The organism is Pedobacter foliorum, from assembly GCF_013266735.1.
GTDB lineage: Bacteria > Bacteroidota > Bacteroidia > Sphingobacteriales > Sphingobacteriaceae > Pedobacter > Pedobacter foliorum.
Window position 1 is genome coordinate 246,004 of record NZ_JABSNU010000007.1, and the last position, 13,071, is coordinate 259,074.

The 13,071-nt window shown below is 35.2% G+C and carries 15 protein-coding genes; 3 read left to right on the top strand and 12 right to left on the bottom strand.

Annotated elements, in window-relative coordinates:
* Positions 1–92: 92 nt before the first annotated feature.
* From HQN83_RS15875 to HQN83_RS15890, 4 genes are all read right to left on the bottom strand, one after another.
* On the bottom strand, positions 93–1,520 hold the full coding sequence (locus HQN83_RS15875; protein WP_173091300.1) for a S41 family peptidase: 1,428 nt from the start codon (positions 1,518–1,520) through the stop codon (positions 93–95).
* Positions 1,521–1,565: 45 nt separating this feature from the next.
* Positions 1,566–2,009, bottom strand: a complete 444-nt coding sequence (locus tag HQN83_RS15880; protein ID WP_173091301.1) for a GNAT family N-acetyltransferase — start codon at positions 2,007–2,009, stop codon at positions 1,566–1,568.
* A 24-nt stretch (positions 2,010–2,033) separates the two neighbouring features.
* Positions 2,034–4,721: a non-ribosomal peptide synthetase gene (locus tag HQN83_RS15885; RefSeq protein WP_173091302.1), complete on the bottom strand. Its 2,688-nt coding sequence runs from the start codon at positions 4,719–4,721 to the stop codon at positions 2,034–2,036.
* A 255-nt stretch (positions 4,722–4,976) separates the two neighbouring features.
* On the bottom strand, positions 4,977–5,243 hold the full coding sequence (locus HQN83_RS15890; protein ID WP_173091303.1) for a helix-turn-helix domain-containing protein: 267 nt from the start codon (positions 5,241–5,243) through the stop codon (positions 4,977–4,979).
* Between the two features lie 191 nt (positions 5,244–5,434).
* Here HQN83_RS15890 and HQN83_RS15895 point away from each other — a divergent pair, with 191 nt between their 5' ends.
* Complete coding sequence (locus tag HQN83_RS15895) at positions 5,435–5,836, top strand: hypothetical protein (protein ID WP_173091304.1); 402 nt, start codon at positions 5,435–5,437, stop codon at positions 5,834–5,836.
* 29 nt (positions 5,837–5,865) lie between these two features.
* On the opposite strand, the gene HQN83_RS15900 is transcribed toward HQN83_RS15895, so the two are convergent.
* From HQN83_RS15900 to HQN83_RS15915, 4 genes are all read right to left on the bottom strand, one after another.
* A complete protein-coding gene (locus HQN83_RS15900) occupies positions 5,866–6,276 on the bottom strand; it encodes a hypothetical protein (RefSeq protein ID WP_173091305.1) in 411 nt (136 codons plus the stop codon).
* Between the two features lie 2 nt (positions 6,277–6,278).
* A complete protein-coding gene (locus HQN83_RS15905; RefSeq protein ID WP_173091306.1) occupies positions 6,279–6,851 on the bottom strand; it encodes a dihydrofolate reductase family protein in 573 nt (190 codons plus the stop codon).
* A 246-nt stretch (positions 6,852–7,097) separates the two neighbouring features.
* Positions 7,098–7,370 carry a DUF4242 domain-containing protein gene (locus HQN83_RS15910; RefSeq protein WP_173091307.1) on the bottom strand — a complete coding sequence of 91 codons (273 nt, stop codon included), beginning with the start codon at positions 7,368–7,370 and terminating at the stop codon, positions 7,098–7,100.
* Between the two features lie 158 nt (positions 7,371–7,528).
* The gene (locus tag HQN83_RS15915) at positions 7,529–8,290 is read right to left on the bottom strand and encodes a response regulator transcription factor (RefSeq protein WP_173091308.1); all 762 of its coding nucleotides are present in this window, start codon (positions 8,288–8,290) and stop codon (positions 7,529–7,531) included.
* A gap of 176 nt (positions 8,291–8,466) precedes the next feature.
* On the opposite strand from HQN83_RS15915, the gene HQN83_RS15920 reads away from it, so the two are divergent.
* Positions 8,467–9,186, top strand: a complete 720-nt coding sequence (locus tag HQN83_RS15920; protein ID WP_173091309.1) for a DUF3667 domain-containing protein — start codon at positions 8,467–8,469, stop codon at positions 9,184–9,186.
* A 225-nt stretch (positions 9,187–9,411) separates the two neighbouring features.
* On the opposite strand, the gene HQN83_RS15925 is transcribed toward HQN83_RS15920, so the two are convergent.
* The 3 genes from HQN83_RS15925 to HQN83_RS15935 form a co-directional block, all read right to left on the bottom strand.
* Positions 9,412–9,858 carry a DUF6629 family protein gene (locus HQN83_RS15925; protein ID WP_317172514.1) on the bottom strand — a complete coding sequence of 149 codons (447 nt, stop codon included), beginning with the start codon at positions 9,856–9,858 and terminating at the stop codon, positions 9,412–9,414.
* Positions 9,791–10,078 (bottom strand): DUF6629 family protein, encoded by a 288-nt coding sequence (locus HQN83_RS25520; RefSeq protein WP_394353509.1) that lies wholly within the window; start codon positions 10,076–10,078, stop codon positions 9,791–9,793. Before HQN83_RS25520 ends, HQN83_RS15925 begins: the two co-directional genes overlap by 68 nt.
* 143 nt (positions 10,079–10,221) lie before the next feature.
* Positions 10,222–10,776: a dihydrofolate reductase family protein gene (locus HQN83_RS15935; protein WP_173091312.1), complete on the bottom strand. Its 555-nt coding sequence runs from the start codon at positions 10,774–10,776 to the stop codon at positions 10,222–10,224.
* Positions 10,777–11,184: 408 nt separating this feature from the next.
* Here HQN83_RS15935 and HQN83_RS15940 point away from each other — a divergent pair, with 408 nt between their 5' ends.
* Positions 11,185–11,550 (top strand): glyoxalase superfamily protein, encoded by a 366-nt coding sequence (locus tag HQN83_RS15940; protein WP_173091313.1) that lies wholly within the window; start codon positions 11,185–11,187, stop codon positions 11,548–11,550.
* Between the two features lie 468 nt (positions 11,551–12,018).
* On the opposite strand, the gene HQN83_RS15945 is transcribed toward HQN83_RS15940, so the two are convergent.
* A complete protein-coding gene (locus HQN83_RS15945) occupies positions 12,019–13,071 on the bottom strand; it encodes a hypothetical protein (protein WP_173091314.1) in 1,053 nt (350 codons plus the stop codon).

Sequence of the window (13,071 nt, forward strand, 5' to 3'; positions counted from 1 at the left end):
GCAGTGTGCGAAGGACGACTATATTATAGTCAAAAGTTCGAACCAAATTCCGGTTCAAAACTAAAGCGACAAAATTTCGTCGAACAATAAATTTAACTTTTCTTTTTCAGGTCTTTGATGATGTATTCAATCCATTGCTTTGCAGGCATATTAAGCTTTACATCAGGGCTAAAACCACTTTCATCAATTGGATTTTTATCGGTCCAGCTGGATTTTGAAACTGGCATCATTAGGATTAGCTCTTTGCAAGGGAGTGGGGTAGTTGACGATGGCCCTTCGTAATCCATCATTCCAACACTATTTGCACCATATCTTGTCGTTTTTTTGCTTTGCTTCATCAATTGAAAAAAGTATTCGGTAGAACTTCCGCAATAACCATCAGTAATTAGTGCCACTTTGAATGGACTACCGAGAACTGAGTCGACTGGAATAGTTAATCCAGGAACCTCATAAAAGGTATTTCTAGTAGTTGGTAGTTCCTCATAGATCCTTTTAAGGTTTGCTACATACTCATCAGGATAATATTTCTTTGCCTCTTGAGGTACCGGATTTTTGACGAAATATTCAAGATCAGCTCTTTTAAGTTTCACATTGTCTTCAGAAACGCGAAGTAACGGCGAGTCCTGTTTAATGGGATTTGTCATCACATAGGGCAAAAGGAAACTCCAACCTGAATTTCCACCACCATTTCCACGCAGATCTATAATCAGAAACTTACTATTTCTAATGGCCTTATCATGAGTAGCAACTAATTTTTCTATCTTATTATCATTGTTAAAGAAGGTAGGAATTTTAATACAACTGGTTTCTTTATCCAATTGATTAAAATCTAATCCATTGTTATTGTTTCTCCATGTATTTAATTCTTTTTTTTCACTGGCAGTCATTTCTTTAGGGAAAATTCTTCCAAAAAGTGAAAAGTTCCATAGTTGAAGCAAGCCTTCTCTTTGTTGAGCATAGAAATCTATACTATTAAATACATTGTACTGCTTTAGCAAATAACCTTTCTTGTGCGGCTTTAGCGTGAAATACACTAAACCTTTTGGTAAGTTTTCGTCCTTCGCTTTAAGAATAATGGCTTTGTATTCATTGTTCGAATCCTTTTTTATTCCAAGAGTGATTGAGCTATCCGGGTTGGTCCATACTCCTTGCACATCCGTACCGGGTTTCAGTGTTTTAAAATAAGAATCATCGATAGCTACGATCTCTTTATCGTAATCATTTTTATTCAAATAGGTTAATGAAAAGTGTTTATCCTTAAAAAATCTAACATAGTCTTTTATAAGGTAGAAACAGGCTTTTGCGTTGCTTTCATTTGCTGCTTTTTTCCTGAGATTGCTGACTAAGTTTTCATAACCCGGTTTTGTTTTTACATTCACTTTAGTCGGAAAACCAGCATAGTTAATTTCAGTTTTAGCAATAGTTTCGTTTAAATTAACCAGGCAGTTACAAGGTATCTGTTGCGCTATTAATAAAGTAGGAAAAGCAATGGCAATAAGAAGAATATTTAATTTTTTCATTAACAGCAATTTGGTTTAGTACTAATAGATTTATAGTTTCAGTAATTAAGGTTCAACTTGTTTAAACAAAATAACGAAAGGCTGAGCATGCATAAAATCAATACGCTCATAAAATTTCATTGCAGGCATATATTTATGAGTCATTAAAGTTATAGTGCCTAATCCCTCAGTTAATGCAAATTGCTCTGTAAAATGGATGATTGCTTTCCCATATCCTTTTTTTTGTTGGTTAGGCGCAATGAAAAACTCATCAATGTACAATTGAGGGCCTGTCCACCAGGTTTTAGCATGGGCAAATATAGCACCTGCCAAAACCTCCCCATCATATATAAGAAAACCCTTAAAATTCGGAGATTCATAGTATTCCTTTAAATATCTCAATGCATCGTCAAACTTCCACTGATAATTCCATGGTGGTTGATTATAGGCTTGCATAAAAACCTTTGTACACATTTCAATATCATTCTCAACAATGGGTCTGATGGTCATTACATATGGTTTAAGGTCATCATATTAACAATTATTAAGGGCATCTTGCAGTATTCTTCCAAACTCAGCAACATTAGGATACTGAAGCATAGTTGCATGGTCTCCGGGCACTTCATAAACTTTCACACCCTTTTGAGCATATTTCCTCCAACCCATAAATTTAAAATCATCTACAAAATAGAGTCTTTTTTTTGCTTTAAAAAGATGTACAGTATTATTAAATGGTTGTAAAGTATAGGTTTTAAATGCATATTGGTGTCTTTCATTAATCAATTTGATGTGATTAAAAACCCCATCTGTCTTGACAGCTTTTTCCAGACCAAGTTTTCTTAGTAATTTATGAAGCCTTCTTAAAAATAGCCTACATTGATAATCCATAGTACCCGATGGATTTCTAACGAAAGATTTAATTACCCAGATCATTTTAGGAAATTGCCGTTTAATCTTTCTTGGGAGTGTAACCTGCCAAGATTTGCTATAGAAATTATTTTCTGCATCAGTATCAAAAATCCCTAGCATTTTGATTTCTTTACCCATTGCTTTTAGCTGCTTTTCCATCTCAATTGCAACATATCCGCCAAATGAATATCCAGCAATGGCATAAGGACCATTCGGATTATGTTCCAATATTTCTGCTACATAATGTCCGGCAATGTCCGCCATAGTTTCAATACTCCTATCCAATTCATTGAGGTCTGCTGGCTGTAAACCAAATAGGGGTTGCTCTGCGTCTACATGATTGGCCAACTCTCTGAAACTTAATACATAAAGGCCGTCTCCATGGACAATGTATAGAGGCACCTTACTTCCATTTGACTTAATTGGAATCAATGATTGCCATTTCTTTTCTGCATCCCCATCATTCACAGAATTTAGTAAATGTGCAATACTAGGGTTCTTAAACAATGCCGCAGCAGGTAGTTTTATTCCGGTTTGCTTTTCAAAACGAGACATGATCTGCAAAGCCATGAGTGAGTGGCCACCAAGCTCAAAGAAATTATCATTTGTGCCAATCTTTTCCTTATCAAATACCTGTTCCCAAATCGCTGTCATTTGCATTTCAAGCTCGCTTACAGGTTCAGTATATAATCGATTCTCTGATTCGGCTTGAAATTCAATACTAAACAGCGCTTTCCGATCAATTTTACCATTAATATTAAGTGGCAAACTTTGCAATTCAACCCAAATCGAAGGGATCATATACTCGGGTAGCTTAGTCTTTAGATAATCTATGGCACCAACTTTATCAAAGGTGTGTACAGGAACCACATAAGCAATTAATTCCTTTTCACTATCTTTATTATCCTTGGCCAGCACAACTGCATTTTCCAGAGGTTCAAAATGGTGTAGTACATGTTCAATTTCCCCAAGTTCAACTCTAAATCCTCGTATTTTTACCTGATTATCTTTTCGTCCTAAAAATTCCATATTCATATCTGGGAGCATACGCCCCAAATCCCCGGTGCGATACATCTTACCACCACATGAAGTATTAAATGGATCAGGTAGGAAAGATGATTTTGTTTTTTCCGAATCATTAGCATAACCTCTGGCTACACCAACACCTCCTATAAACAGCTCCCCAGTAACTCCCTGAGGTACTGCCTTTAGTTGATCATCTAGAATATAAAAAAAGTTATTAATTATGGGTCTGCCATAAGGAATACTATTCCATTCTGGTTGTATTTTTTCGACAATAAAATAATTTGACCATACCGTAGCTTCCGTTGCTCCTCCAAGACTAATTACTTGTGCTGATGGAAAAAAATGTTTTATTCTATCAGGGAGGCTTACTGGGATCCAATCTCCACTTAAAAAGACTATTCTTAATGAATTTTGTCTGTAATTAGTATCTGTTAATTCCAATTCCTTAACCAAATAATCAAGAGTAGAAGGTACAGAATCCCAAAAGGTAATTTGATAATGCTGCAGCATGTATTGTAACTGATTGATATCATTTACCTGTGCCTGTTCTGCAATGACAAGCGTTCCACCACAAGCTAAAATTCCAAATATATCATAAACGGAAAGGTCAAAACACATTGAAGTAATAAACAGTAAACGGTCTTTCTCACCAATATTGAAACAGTTGTTTACCCATAAAATCAGGTTAATAGCCGAATGATGTTCAATCATTACTCCTTTAGGTTTCCCGGTAGAACCTGAAGTATAAATTGTATAAGCCAGCTGTCGGCTTTCAATATGTAAATTTAAATTCGTGCAATCATATCCGGAAAGTCTTGTCTCCTTAATGTTTAAGATCTTAATTTCTGGAGCAAGCTGACCGGGTGCCAGGAGTGAATCTGTAAGTAGTAAACTGATATTAGAATTTGATAGAATATAAGCTTGTCTATCCAAAGGATAGTCAGGATCCACGGGTACATATGAAGCACCGCTTTTTAAGATTGCATACAGGCCAATTATCATCTCAAAACTGCGATTAACGAGTAATCCAATCTGATCTCCTGGGTTTATCCCTTGTTCAATTATCAGTCTTGCCAATTGATTGGAGCGGTCATTTAGCGCTTTATAGGTTATGGACTGGTCACCCAATTGTAGCGCTATTTGCTCCGGAGTTTTTAGTACTTGTTCTTCAAAAACACTGTGCAGTGTTTTATCCATTGGATAGGGTGCAATTGTATCGTTGAACTTGGCCTGAGACCTCAAGTCGCTATCACTAAGCAGCAGAGCAGATAATTGTTTATCTGGCATTAAATTTATGTTTAAATGACCAAGAATCGTTTACAAATTTACTTTTAGCCCTCAAAAAGTAAGTAAAAGGAAATTTTTCTGTTTATATATTACAAGTTAGATAAATGTTTGCAGTTTGCAATAAACTTTTGTAACTGATATTAAATTATTTGAATATATGCTGTCATACAGAACGTATCATCAAGAATTTGAACCTCCTGAAGAGCAAGGGGATACCATAAAATGTTTTTGGTACCATAGAAGAGAGCGCCAGCGTTATACTGACTTCATAGAATAATCGGCCAGTGTATCAGAAATTTCCTTTATTATTTTTATACTGAAAGTATGCCTACCCATCAGCCACCTTTTGATTTCGTCTGGATTAATGTCAAGTGAGACAGCAAGATCATTTGCCGAAAGGCCTTTTTCAGCTAACGCTTTTGTGGTTTTAGTCGCAACATCCAGATTCAATTGTGTTAATTCCTCTATAGCCGGGTTTCCGCTTTCTTCCAACCAGATGGATACAAAATCGTTTTCTTCCATTTATTTTTTTGTAATTGTTTAAAGGATTTCGGAGCAACAGCGCCGTTTATTCATTTGGGTGGCAAATTTAATAACATTTATCGAAAGACAACATGTAAGCTAGGCCAACAGAAAGAAAAATAATAAGAAAAATATGCGTCTGTAAAATATTATTTTTACAATTAAGTAATCAATTATTAATCATAACGCTCATGCTCAATTTACCATTCCTAATAAAAGAGATTAAGTTATTAGTTTTCCTATTACCATTCTTAATTGGAGTATCCTGTAAAAAGGATAAAAACGAACAAAAATGCTATCAAGTACGCTATATTATGAACTACTGCCCGCAAATGGGTGTTTTAGTAGATTTTATTAAGCCAAACCCCGATGCTACCGAACATAGACTTGATAATGGAAAAATAATTTATCAAGCTGCCTTTTTAAATATACCTGACCAATATCATGTCAAGGATAAAATTTTTTATGTAAAATACCACTATGATAAGAACAAAGAAAAAGAGCTGAGGAAAAATATTTGTCAAGCAATTTTTAGCCCTGTAAAAATTTTGGTTGGCGATTATACTTCTGTTAATGATTGCGAAACACCCTAAACCCAATTGGCACTATTTTTTGCGATCTATTAATTATTGTTTTCAATACCCTTATAAATTGTACCAGATCCATCAATAGCATCAATATTCAAATTAAGATTGCCATCATGTGTATCAATAAACAACCTAACCGCATCGGTCTCGTCATCATAAATTATTCTATTACCCATCACATTTGTAATGGCACTAATTTCCTTAACAATTTTATATGTACCAGATTTTATTAGTTTTTGGCCAGAATAATTCTGATAATTACTTTTAGTAAAAACAATGATATTTCCGTTGCCGTTAGGGTAGTCCGTTTTTTGCCCTGTCAAACCATTAATAACTGTTCTTAATTCCCATTTCCCTACTATAGAAATCATATCTTTCTCCATCTCTTTCTTTTTGCAGGCTATTAACAATGGTAAAATAAACAAAACTAAAATTTTTGTTTTCATCGCTATTGCCTATCTACCATGTAATTCAATTCAGTTACTCCAGAAGTAAATTGTCGGGTATTCAATAAATTTAGTTTTATTTTGTCTTTAACATCTAAAAACAATGGAATGCCACTTCCAAGAACAATTGGATTAACAAATAACCAATAGCCATCAATTAAGTTCAGTTGAATGAGTGAATGCGTTGCTGTCGGGCTGCCAAAAAGCAAAATATCATTACCTGCCTGTTGTTTTATTTCATTCATTCTGTCAAAAAGGTTGTCGCTAATAATTTCAGTGTTAGCGAAACGCTCATCTTTCATCGTTTTTGATAAAACGACTTTATGAACTTTGCTATACCACTTTGAATGTTCAATATCGTGCTTACTCGCTTCTGGTTTATCTCCCGCGGTAGGCCAGTAATTTTCCATCATCTGATAAGTTAATCGTCCATATAGCGCAGTATCACCTTCACTTATTCGATTACCGACATAATCAAAAATTTCTTCATCAACTTTAATCCAATTCATTTCGCCGTTTGGTCCAGCCACAAAACCGTCAAGCGACATGTGCATAAATGAAATTATTTTTCTCATATTATTTTATTTTCATTGTTTTTACAATTTGTCTATTAGTTAAAATCAGGAAAAGATATATTCAAATTTACAGCAATATAATATACGTGCAAATGCGAAAAACGACAAATTAAGGGGGTAATTGTGACGTGCGTTAAATCAAACCAAAGTTTACAGCTTTTGAACTTTGGTTTGATTTAAAGATAATTGATTGGAAGCAATGATGGGACAAGGCTTTTTATTTCCACATGTTTTTTACTTATAAAGTTACTCAGCCGTTATCGGATCAATAACCACTGAAACCCTATTAATCGAATTTGCAGGAAATCCGCCTTGTTTTGCATGCTCAAGAACCATTTCCTCATTTGGAGCATTGTATATGCAATAGATTTTATCAGTCGTTACGTAGCTGTTTACCCATTGTATTTCTGGTCCCATTTTACTTAGAACTCCGCAGGATGTTTGCGAAATTTCTTTCAATTGTTCGGCGGTTAATTTTCCTGCACCAGGAATTTCCCGTTCAATTACATATTTAGGCATGGCAATAGTGTTTAAATTATCTAATAATCCAGTTTAACAGAGAAAGTTAAAGATTGTAACTGCAGGGGTGAGAGACTTAATGCTTAGTAAGCTGGAGAAAATTCAGGATGCCTGCAGCAGAAATTCGTTACCTAAATTTACGAATTAAATATGAAAAGTTAAATAATCTTGTTGCTAACCGTATAAGAAAGTGCTTCTACCATGTTACTCACACCTAAACGCTCAAAAATTCGCCTCCTATAGTACTTCACTGTATCAGATGAAACAAATATTCTTTCTGCAATTTGGTTAATTGTTAATCCTTGTGCATGCAAGCGCAATATCTCTATCTCTCTTTTTGTGAGTTTCGGTTTCTCTGATTTACGCCAGGCACTATTTTCTAAATTTAGTTCCCAGGTCTCATCGGTGCCTTGTTTATGAATAAAAACATTACCTGCATTTTTATGGTGCGAAATAGAAACGATGCACATTGCTTTCCATAATTGATCATCACTTGTCAAAAACAACGGAGTAAGCTTATGATTGATGAGAATATGCTTGCCATCCGTATTAACTAAATGAAAATCGTAAGTTATGCTATACAATTTTTTCGCATTGCCAGGCAATTTCTTGTAGAAATCAAATCCTGCATCATTAATTAGACTTAACAGTTCCAAATCACTTTCAGGAACATTTTTAAAATAGAAATCATAGCCCATATCCATCACTTCCTCAGCAGAATGTCCACATAAAAACAATGGATTTTCCGAAACGTATTCAAAGGCCATCTTTTCATAATCAATAACATATATACTTTCATACGTTAACCTTGCAAAAGATTTTACGACATCCAAATAATGTTGCTGTTGAAGATGGTCCTCTTCTGATATTTTCCAAACCCTATTCTTGGTAAGCAGGCTTGAATTAATGTTGTTTTTCATTAGTAGCTAGGACTTGGTAGCAAATTTACACTAAAGTGTAGTCTTTGAAAATTTTTTTGTACCCATTTTTACAAGAAACAATTTTTGTACGGGCAAGAGACGGCTTTCCTAAGAAGGTGTGTTGGCCGTTATTATATAGAACTGTACTAACAACCAAAATACAGACAGAAAAACAGATGACGAATTGTAGATCGTGCAACATCGAATTAACTTCAAAATATTGCCCAAACTGTGGACAATCTAGTCAACTTAAAAGGATTGATGGGCATTACATCATTCACGAAATTGAACATGTTTTGCATTTTGAACGTGGAATTTTATACACGATAAGAGAACTTATAGCAAATCCAGGGCAAAACGTAAGAAATTATCTTTCAGAAAACAGAAGTCGACTTGTTAAGCCAATAATTTTCATTATTGTTACTTCTCTTATTTATTCAACATGCAGTCACTTTTTCCATATCGAAGGTGATTATATAAACTATTCAGGCAGCAAAGAATCTTCAACCAGTACAATTTTTAAATGGATACAGGGACATTATGGCTATGCAAATATAATCATGGGTGTTTTTATAGCGTTATGGACAAAGCTATTTTTCAGAAAATATAAATTAAACATCTTTGAAATTTTAATACTTCTTTGTTTCGTGATTGGAATGGGAATGTTGATTTATGCCTTTTTTGCAATTATTCAAGGTTTAACACATTTTAAAGTAATGCAAATTGCAGGTATTATTGGGTTTGTTTATTCGACTTGGGCAATTGGACAATTTTATGAAAAGGGAAGAGCTATCAATTATGTTAAAGCGTTTTTCGCTTACATTTTAGGCATGATTACTTTTGCATTGACAGCAATAATAATTGGGATAATAACAGATCTAATAATTAAATATTAAAACTTATGGGCAATAAAAAAGGTCTAACATTTGTATTCGCAATTATAGCAATCGTATTAGGATGGACTATTTTTAAACAATTCGATTTTGAAACTTTAAAATTCGAAAAACCAGCATTGGTTATTGTATATGTATTAACCTTTATAATGTCTGTTTACTTTCTTGTTAAGAGCTTTAAAGAAAAAGAATAGGAGCCAGGCATGTGTTTGGCAATAGGTTTCTACTTTAGGATATGGCAATAGGTTTTAAATTATTCGAATTCAATTTTACTATAATAAAAAGGATCATCATGCTCAAGATCGATCCGAAGAAACACCATACTGAAGTGAGATAGTGTGTATAGAAGATTGCAGTGAATATATAAGAAACTACAAGAGGCCAGCCCAACAGTTTAAGCAATTTGTTGCTAGAAACAAATGGTGAAATAGCTGTTGCCAGCATATATGGAATGCCTCTGAGCAGTTTACTCTGGAAAGGGAACTCCAGTGAATATCTGATATGGTGTTCCTCAATTATAGCCGAGGCTTTAAAGTTCAATAGGGAATAACCAAGGTATAGGGCTGCCAGTATACCTGCCCCTAATAGGCCGAACAAAATTTTCTTCCTATGGGGGATCTTTCTCGAACAGCAACATAGATAAAGGAACCAATATGGGCCAGACCGTCTGGGCAAATGCCAGAAAAAGGTACATTACCAGGTCACTCCATCGAGCATATGCCGCGTGGGAAAGTGCTAGCCACAATACCCCCTCAATAACCTGTTGCATTGCAAAAAAGATCGGAATACAGGCCAGTACACGTTGTGCGGCAGTTTTAGCCTTAATCATGGCAATACTGCCCACCAATAGCAGACCGACACCTGCCGCAAAACTAGCCGGAGCGGAAAAACACATCAGCTATTTCTTTATATCTGAAGAAAATTCATCAGGTATTAAATAAACGCACAAGCGTAATAAAAGTTTAAGTTTTTACGATCAAACGAATTTTGTTGATCAAGAAAAAGTGATAAGCTGTCCGGTAGGTAGCACAGTAATTTTTATTCCCTTTTGCGGTAGTAAAGTGCTACGCAGCCGTTTTTGAAGATCTTTGTTTCTACCAGTTCCAACTTAAAGGTCTCCGGGAGGCTGCCGGCACTGAGTAAATGTCTTCCACGGCCCGCCATGACGGGGTGCACCACTAAATGAAATTCATCGACCAGGCCCGCTGCTACCAATTCCGGCAAGATGCTTACAGTGTCCACCGAAATCGTTTTGCCGGGCCGCTGTTTCAGTTTCCGTAGTTCAGCTACCGGATCTTTCTGGATGATGGTTGTATTGCCGTCCACGTTTTCCAGGGATCGCGAGACCACCACCTTATCAATGGAGACAAGCCTTTCCGCGAACCGTACCTCAGCGACAGAACCGGAACGGTTTTTTGCAACATCGGCCCAGTAGGGAAACATGAGCTCATACATAATGCGACCATAAAAGAGCAGATCCACATCATCCATCATTCCAACGAAATACTCCATCAGCTCTTCGCTTGGTTCGCCTAAGGTGTGGTCGCAATAGCCATCCAGACTAATATTCATACAAAATGATACCTTTCTCATACTACAAAAATAAGTGATGCACCACATAGGGGCGAGGGGTATCCGCGACAAAAAGAGGGGGTTTTAAGCCAAATAGACTAGATCATCTCCAGTAGCTTATTTTTAATACTTGCTCCACAATTTGGATTGTTTACCTGTAAAAAGACAGTAACAATAATACAAGAACAGCGAAAGTAATTATGCATCTTACTGATGGCCCAGCCGATTTTGATGCGGTTTATCTGAATGTGCAACAGGTACAGGTTAATCTGAAATTGCCTACGAATTGGGCTTTGAAGATTTGCCCTACTTCTCATGGCTTTTAAAAAGGAGACGTAAAAAACTCTCAACCAATTTAAAAAAGGTCTGCTTACTAATTATCGAAGGCTATTATATACTTTATCCTCAAAATAAACGTTGCCATCAAGTATGAGCACTGTAAAACCAATTCTTAGAATATTTGATTATGATAAAGCCATCGAGTTCTATATAAACTGGCTTGGTTTTAAAATCGATTGGGAGCATCCACATGACCATGGTAGCCCGAAATACATGGAAGTCACATTAAGGGGCATTACTTTTAATCTGTCAGAACATCATGGTGATGCAAGCCCGGGTTCTCACATATCTATTGTAGACTTTGAAGGCCTTCGCACTTATCATAAAGAACTAAATGCCAAGAAATATAAATATAACAACCCAGGTTTGGAAGTCCCCGAATGGAACCCTAAAGCCATTACGGTAACTGTTCACGATCCATTTGGCAATAGGATCACTTTCACTGAAGAAGAATGACAATTTTGATAGTGTCGCAAAAATGCAGGTCCTGTCTAGGTCGTTTATTCGCCCGTTTTAACCCCGCAACAAAAACATTCCTTTGATATTAAAAAATATAGAATCGATACCAACATCATAATACTTACACTAAGCGATTCTTACCAGAACTCGGCCCGCTCAAGAACCAGTTTCTATCCCGGCCGGCCCTTCTGTTCGAATCCTTTTTATTGTAAACAAAAAACCTCAGATTTCTCTGAGGTTTCCTGTGATCCCGCTGGGATTCGAACCTAGTTCAGAAATCAGCGTTTAAATAGTATTTGGTGTGGTTTTTAAATTCGACTCACCGAATCGCTTACCATTTTTTCAATACGTTTTAGCTGCATTTGCTATAATTAAATATACAATTCTTATTTTTAATATTCAATTTTTCATTAATTATTTTTAACGATTACAAAATCTTGAATTTTCAAAATACTATAGCCTGTTTTAAATTTGGGAACTTCCAGTGACCTCCTCAATTGCCTTTAATAGATAAGACATAGATTTAAATTTCGTTAAATAAGCAGTTTTTATAATACCTAAATGTTTTTTGCTATCATATTGAATCACTTTATCAATTGCATTTAACGATGTAGGTGTATGTATATCCGTGTCTCTAAATATTTGTCTAACATCATTAAACCAGCTTACTCTATTGTCTGCTACTTTAGCAGAATATCTGTTTCTAATCTTAAATATCTTATCCCAAGCACTAATTTCATCAGTTGACATATTGAAGCTAATTTTAAAATAACCTTTAGGAAGAGTGTCTATACTAGACTTCTTTATAAGCAAAGGCAACTTGGATGTGTCAAAATCTATGACCACATTTATTATAGGGTGTGTAGTTGCAAATGGATAGAATACTTTTTGACCGTTTTTAATTATATCTTTCTCTCCTTTGTTATCGGAGTTACAGATATGACACATAGGAACGAGATTATCAAAATTGATAGTTGATAGGGGATAATACTTTTGAGGAAGATAGTGATCAAAAGGAGAATGTCCATCTGAATATTCCGTTTTTATATCTCCAAAACCACAGCAGGGACATTCTATAAAATTGTTCTTGGAAATTAATTCATCGTAGTAGTCTTTTTTTTTCTTATATGTATTATATATTAAGGCCCATCCTAAAAACTTGGTGTATAATTCAGAGAAAAAATCCGTCAAAGGTTTTCTCAGTTTCGAATGCAAAGTCTTAATGTAAATGGGTTTCAATGTCCCGTCGCAAAGTTTTTCTATTTGATTATTATTTTCAAAGGCATTTTTAAACGCTGTAATATCCTGAGCAGTTAAATCATTTTTACAAACACTATAAATTTTGTTTACACGATCTTTAAACCAATCATATTCGTCAAAAATCGCCTTAAGTTCATCATTTAATCGAGTTCTGCATCTCTGCTTATTAGGCTTACACCATACATCCAGAACAAGGGATTCAACTAAAATTTGAACATCCTTTAGTTTATAATTGATGGGTTTATAAGCGTAAAGCAT

Coding starts and splice junctions, on each gene's coding strand:
- HQN83_RS15875 (WP_173091300.1), bottom strand. CDS start 1,520: ATGAAAAAATTAAATATTCTTCTTATTGCCATTGCTTTTCCTACTTTA.
- HQN83_RS15880 (WP_173091301.1), bottom strand. CDS start 2,009: ATGACCATCAGACCCATTGTTGAGAATGATATTGAAATGTGTACAAAG.
- HQN83_RS15885 (WP_173091302.1), bottom strand. CDS start 4,721: ATGCCAGATAAACAATTATCTGCTCTGCTGCTTAGTGATAGCGACTTG.
- HQN83_RS15890 (WP_173091303.1), bottom strand. CDS start 5,243: ATGGAAGAAAACGATTTTGTATCCATCTGGTTGGAAGAAAGCGGAAAC.
- HQN83_RS15895 (WP_173091304.1), top strand. CDS start 5,435: ATGCTCAATTTACCATTCCTAATAAAAGAGATTAAGTTATTAGTTTTC.
- HQN83_RS15900 (WP_173091305.1), bottom strand. CDS start 6,276: ATGAAAACAAAAATTTTAGTTTTGTTTATTTTACCATTGTTAATAGCC.
- HQN83_RS15905 (WP_173091306.1), bottom strand. CDS start 6,851: ATGAGAAAAATAATTTCATTTATGCACATGTCGCTTGACGGTTTTGTG.
- HQN83_RS15910 (WP_173091307.1), bottom strand. CDS start 7,370: ATGCCTAAATATGTAATTGAACGGGAAATTCCTGGTGCAGGAAAATTA.
- HQN83_RS15915 (WP_173091308.1), bottom strand. CDS start 8,290: ATGAAAAACAACATTAATTCAAGCCTGCTTACCAAGAATAGGGTTTGG.
- HQN83_RS15920 (WP_173091309.1), top strand. CDS start 8,467: ATGACGAATTGTAGATCGTGCAACATCGAATTAACTTCAAAATATTGC.
- HQN83_RS25520 (WP_394353509.1), bottom strand. CDS start 10,078: ATGTGTTTTTCCGCTCCGGCTAGTTTTGCGGCAGGTGTCGGTCTGCTA.
- HQN83_RS15935 (WP_173091312.1), bottom strand. CDS start 10,776: ATGAGAAAGGTATCATTTTGTATGAATATTAGTCTGGATGGCTATTGC.
- HQN83_RS15940 (WP_173091313.1), top strand. CDS start 11,185: ATGAGCACTGTAAAACCAATTCTTAGAATATTTGATTATGATAAAGCC.
- HQN83_RS15945 (WP_173091314.1), bottom strand. CDS start 13,071: ATGCTTTACGCTTATAAACCCATCAATTATAAACTAAAGGATGTTCAA.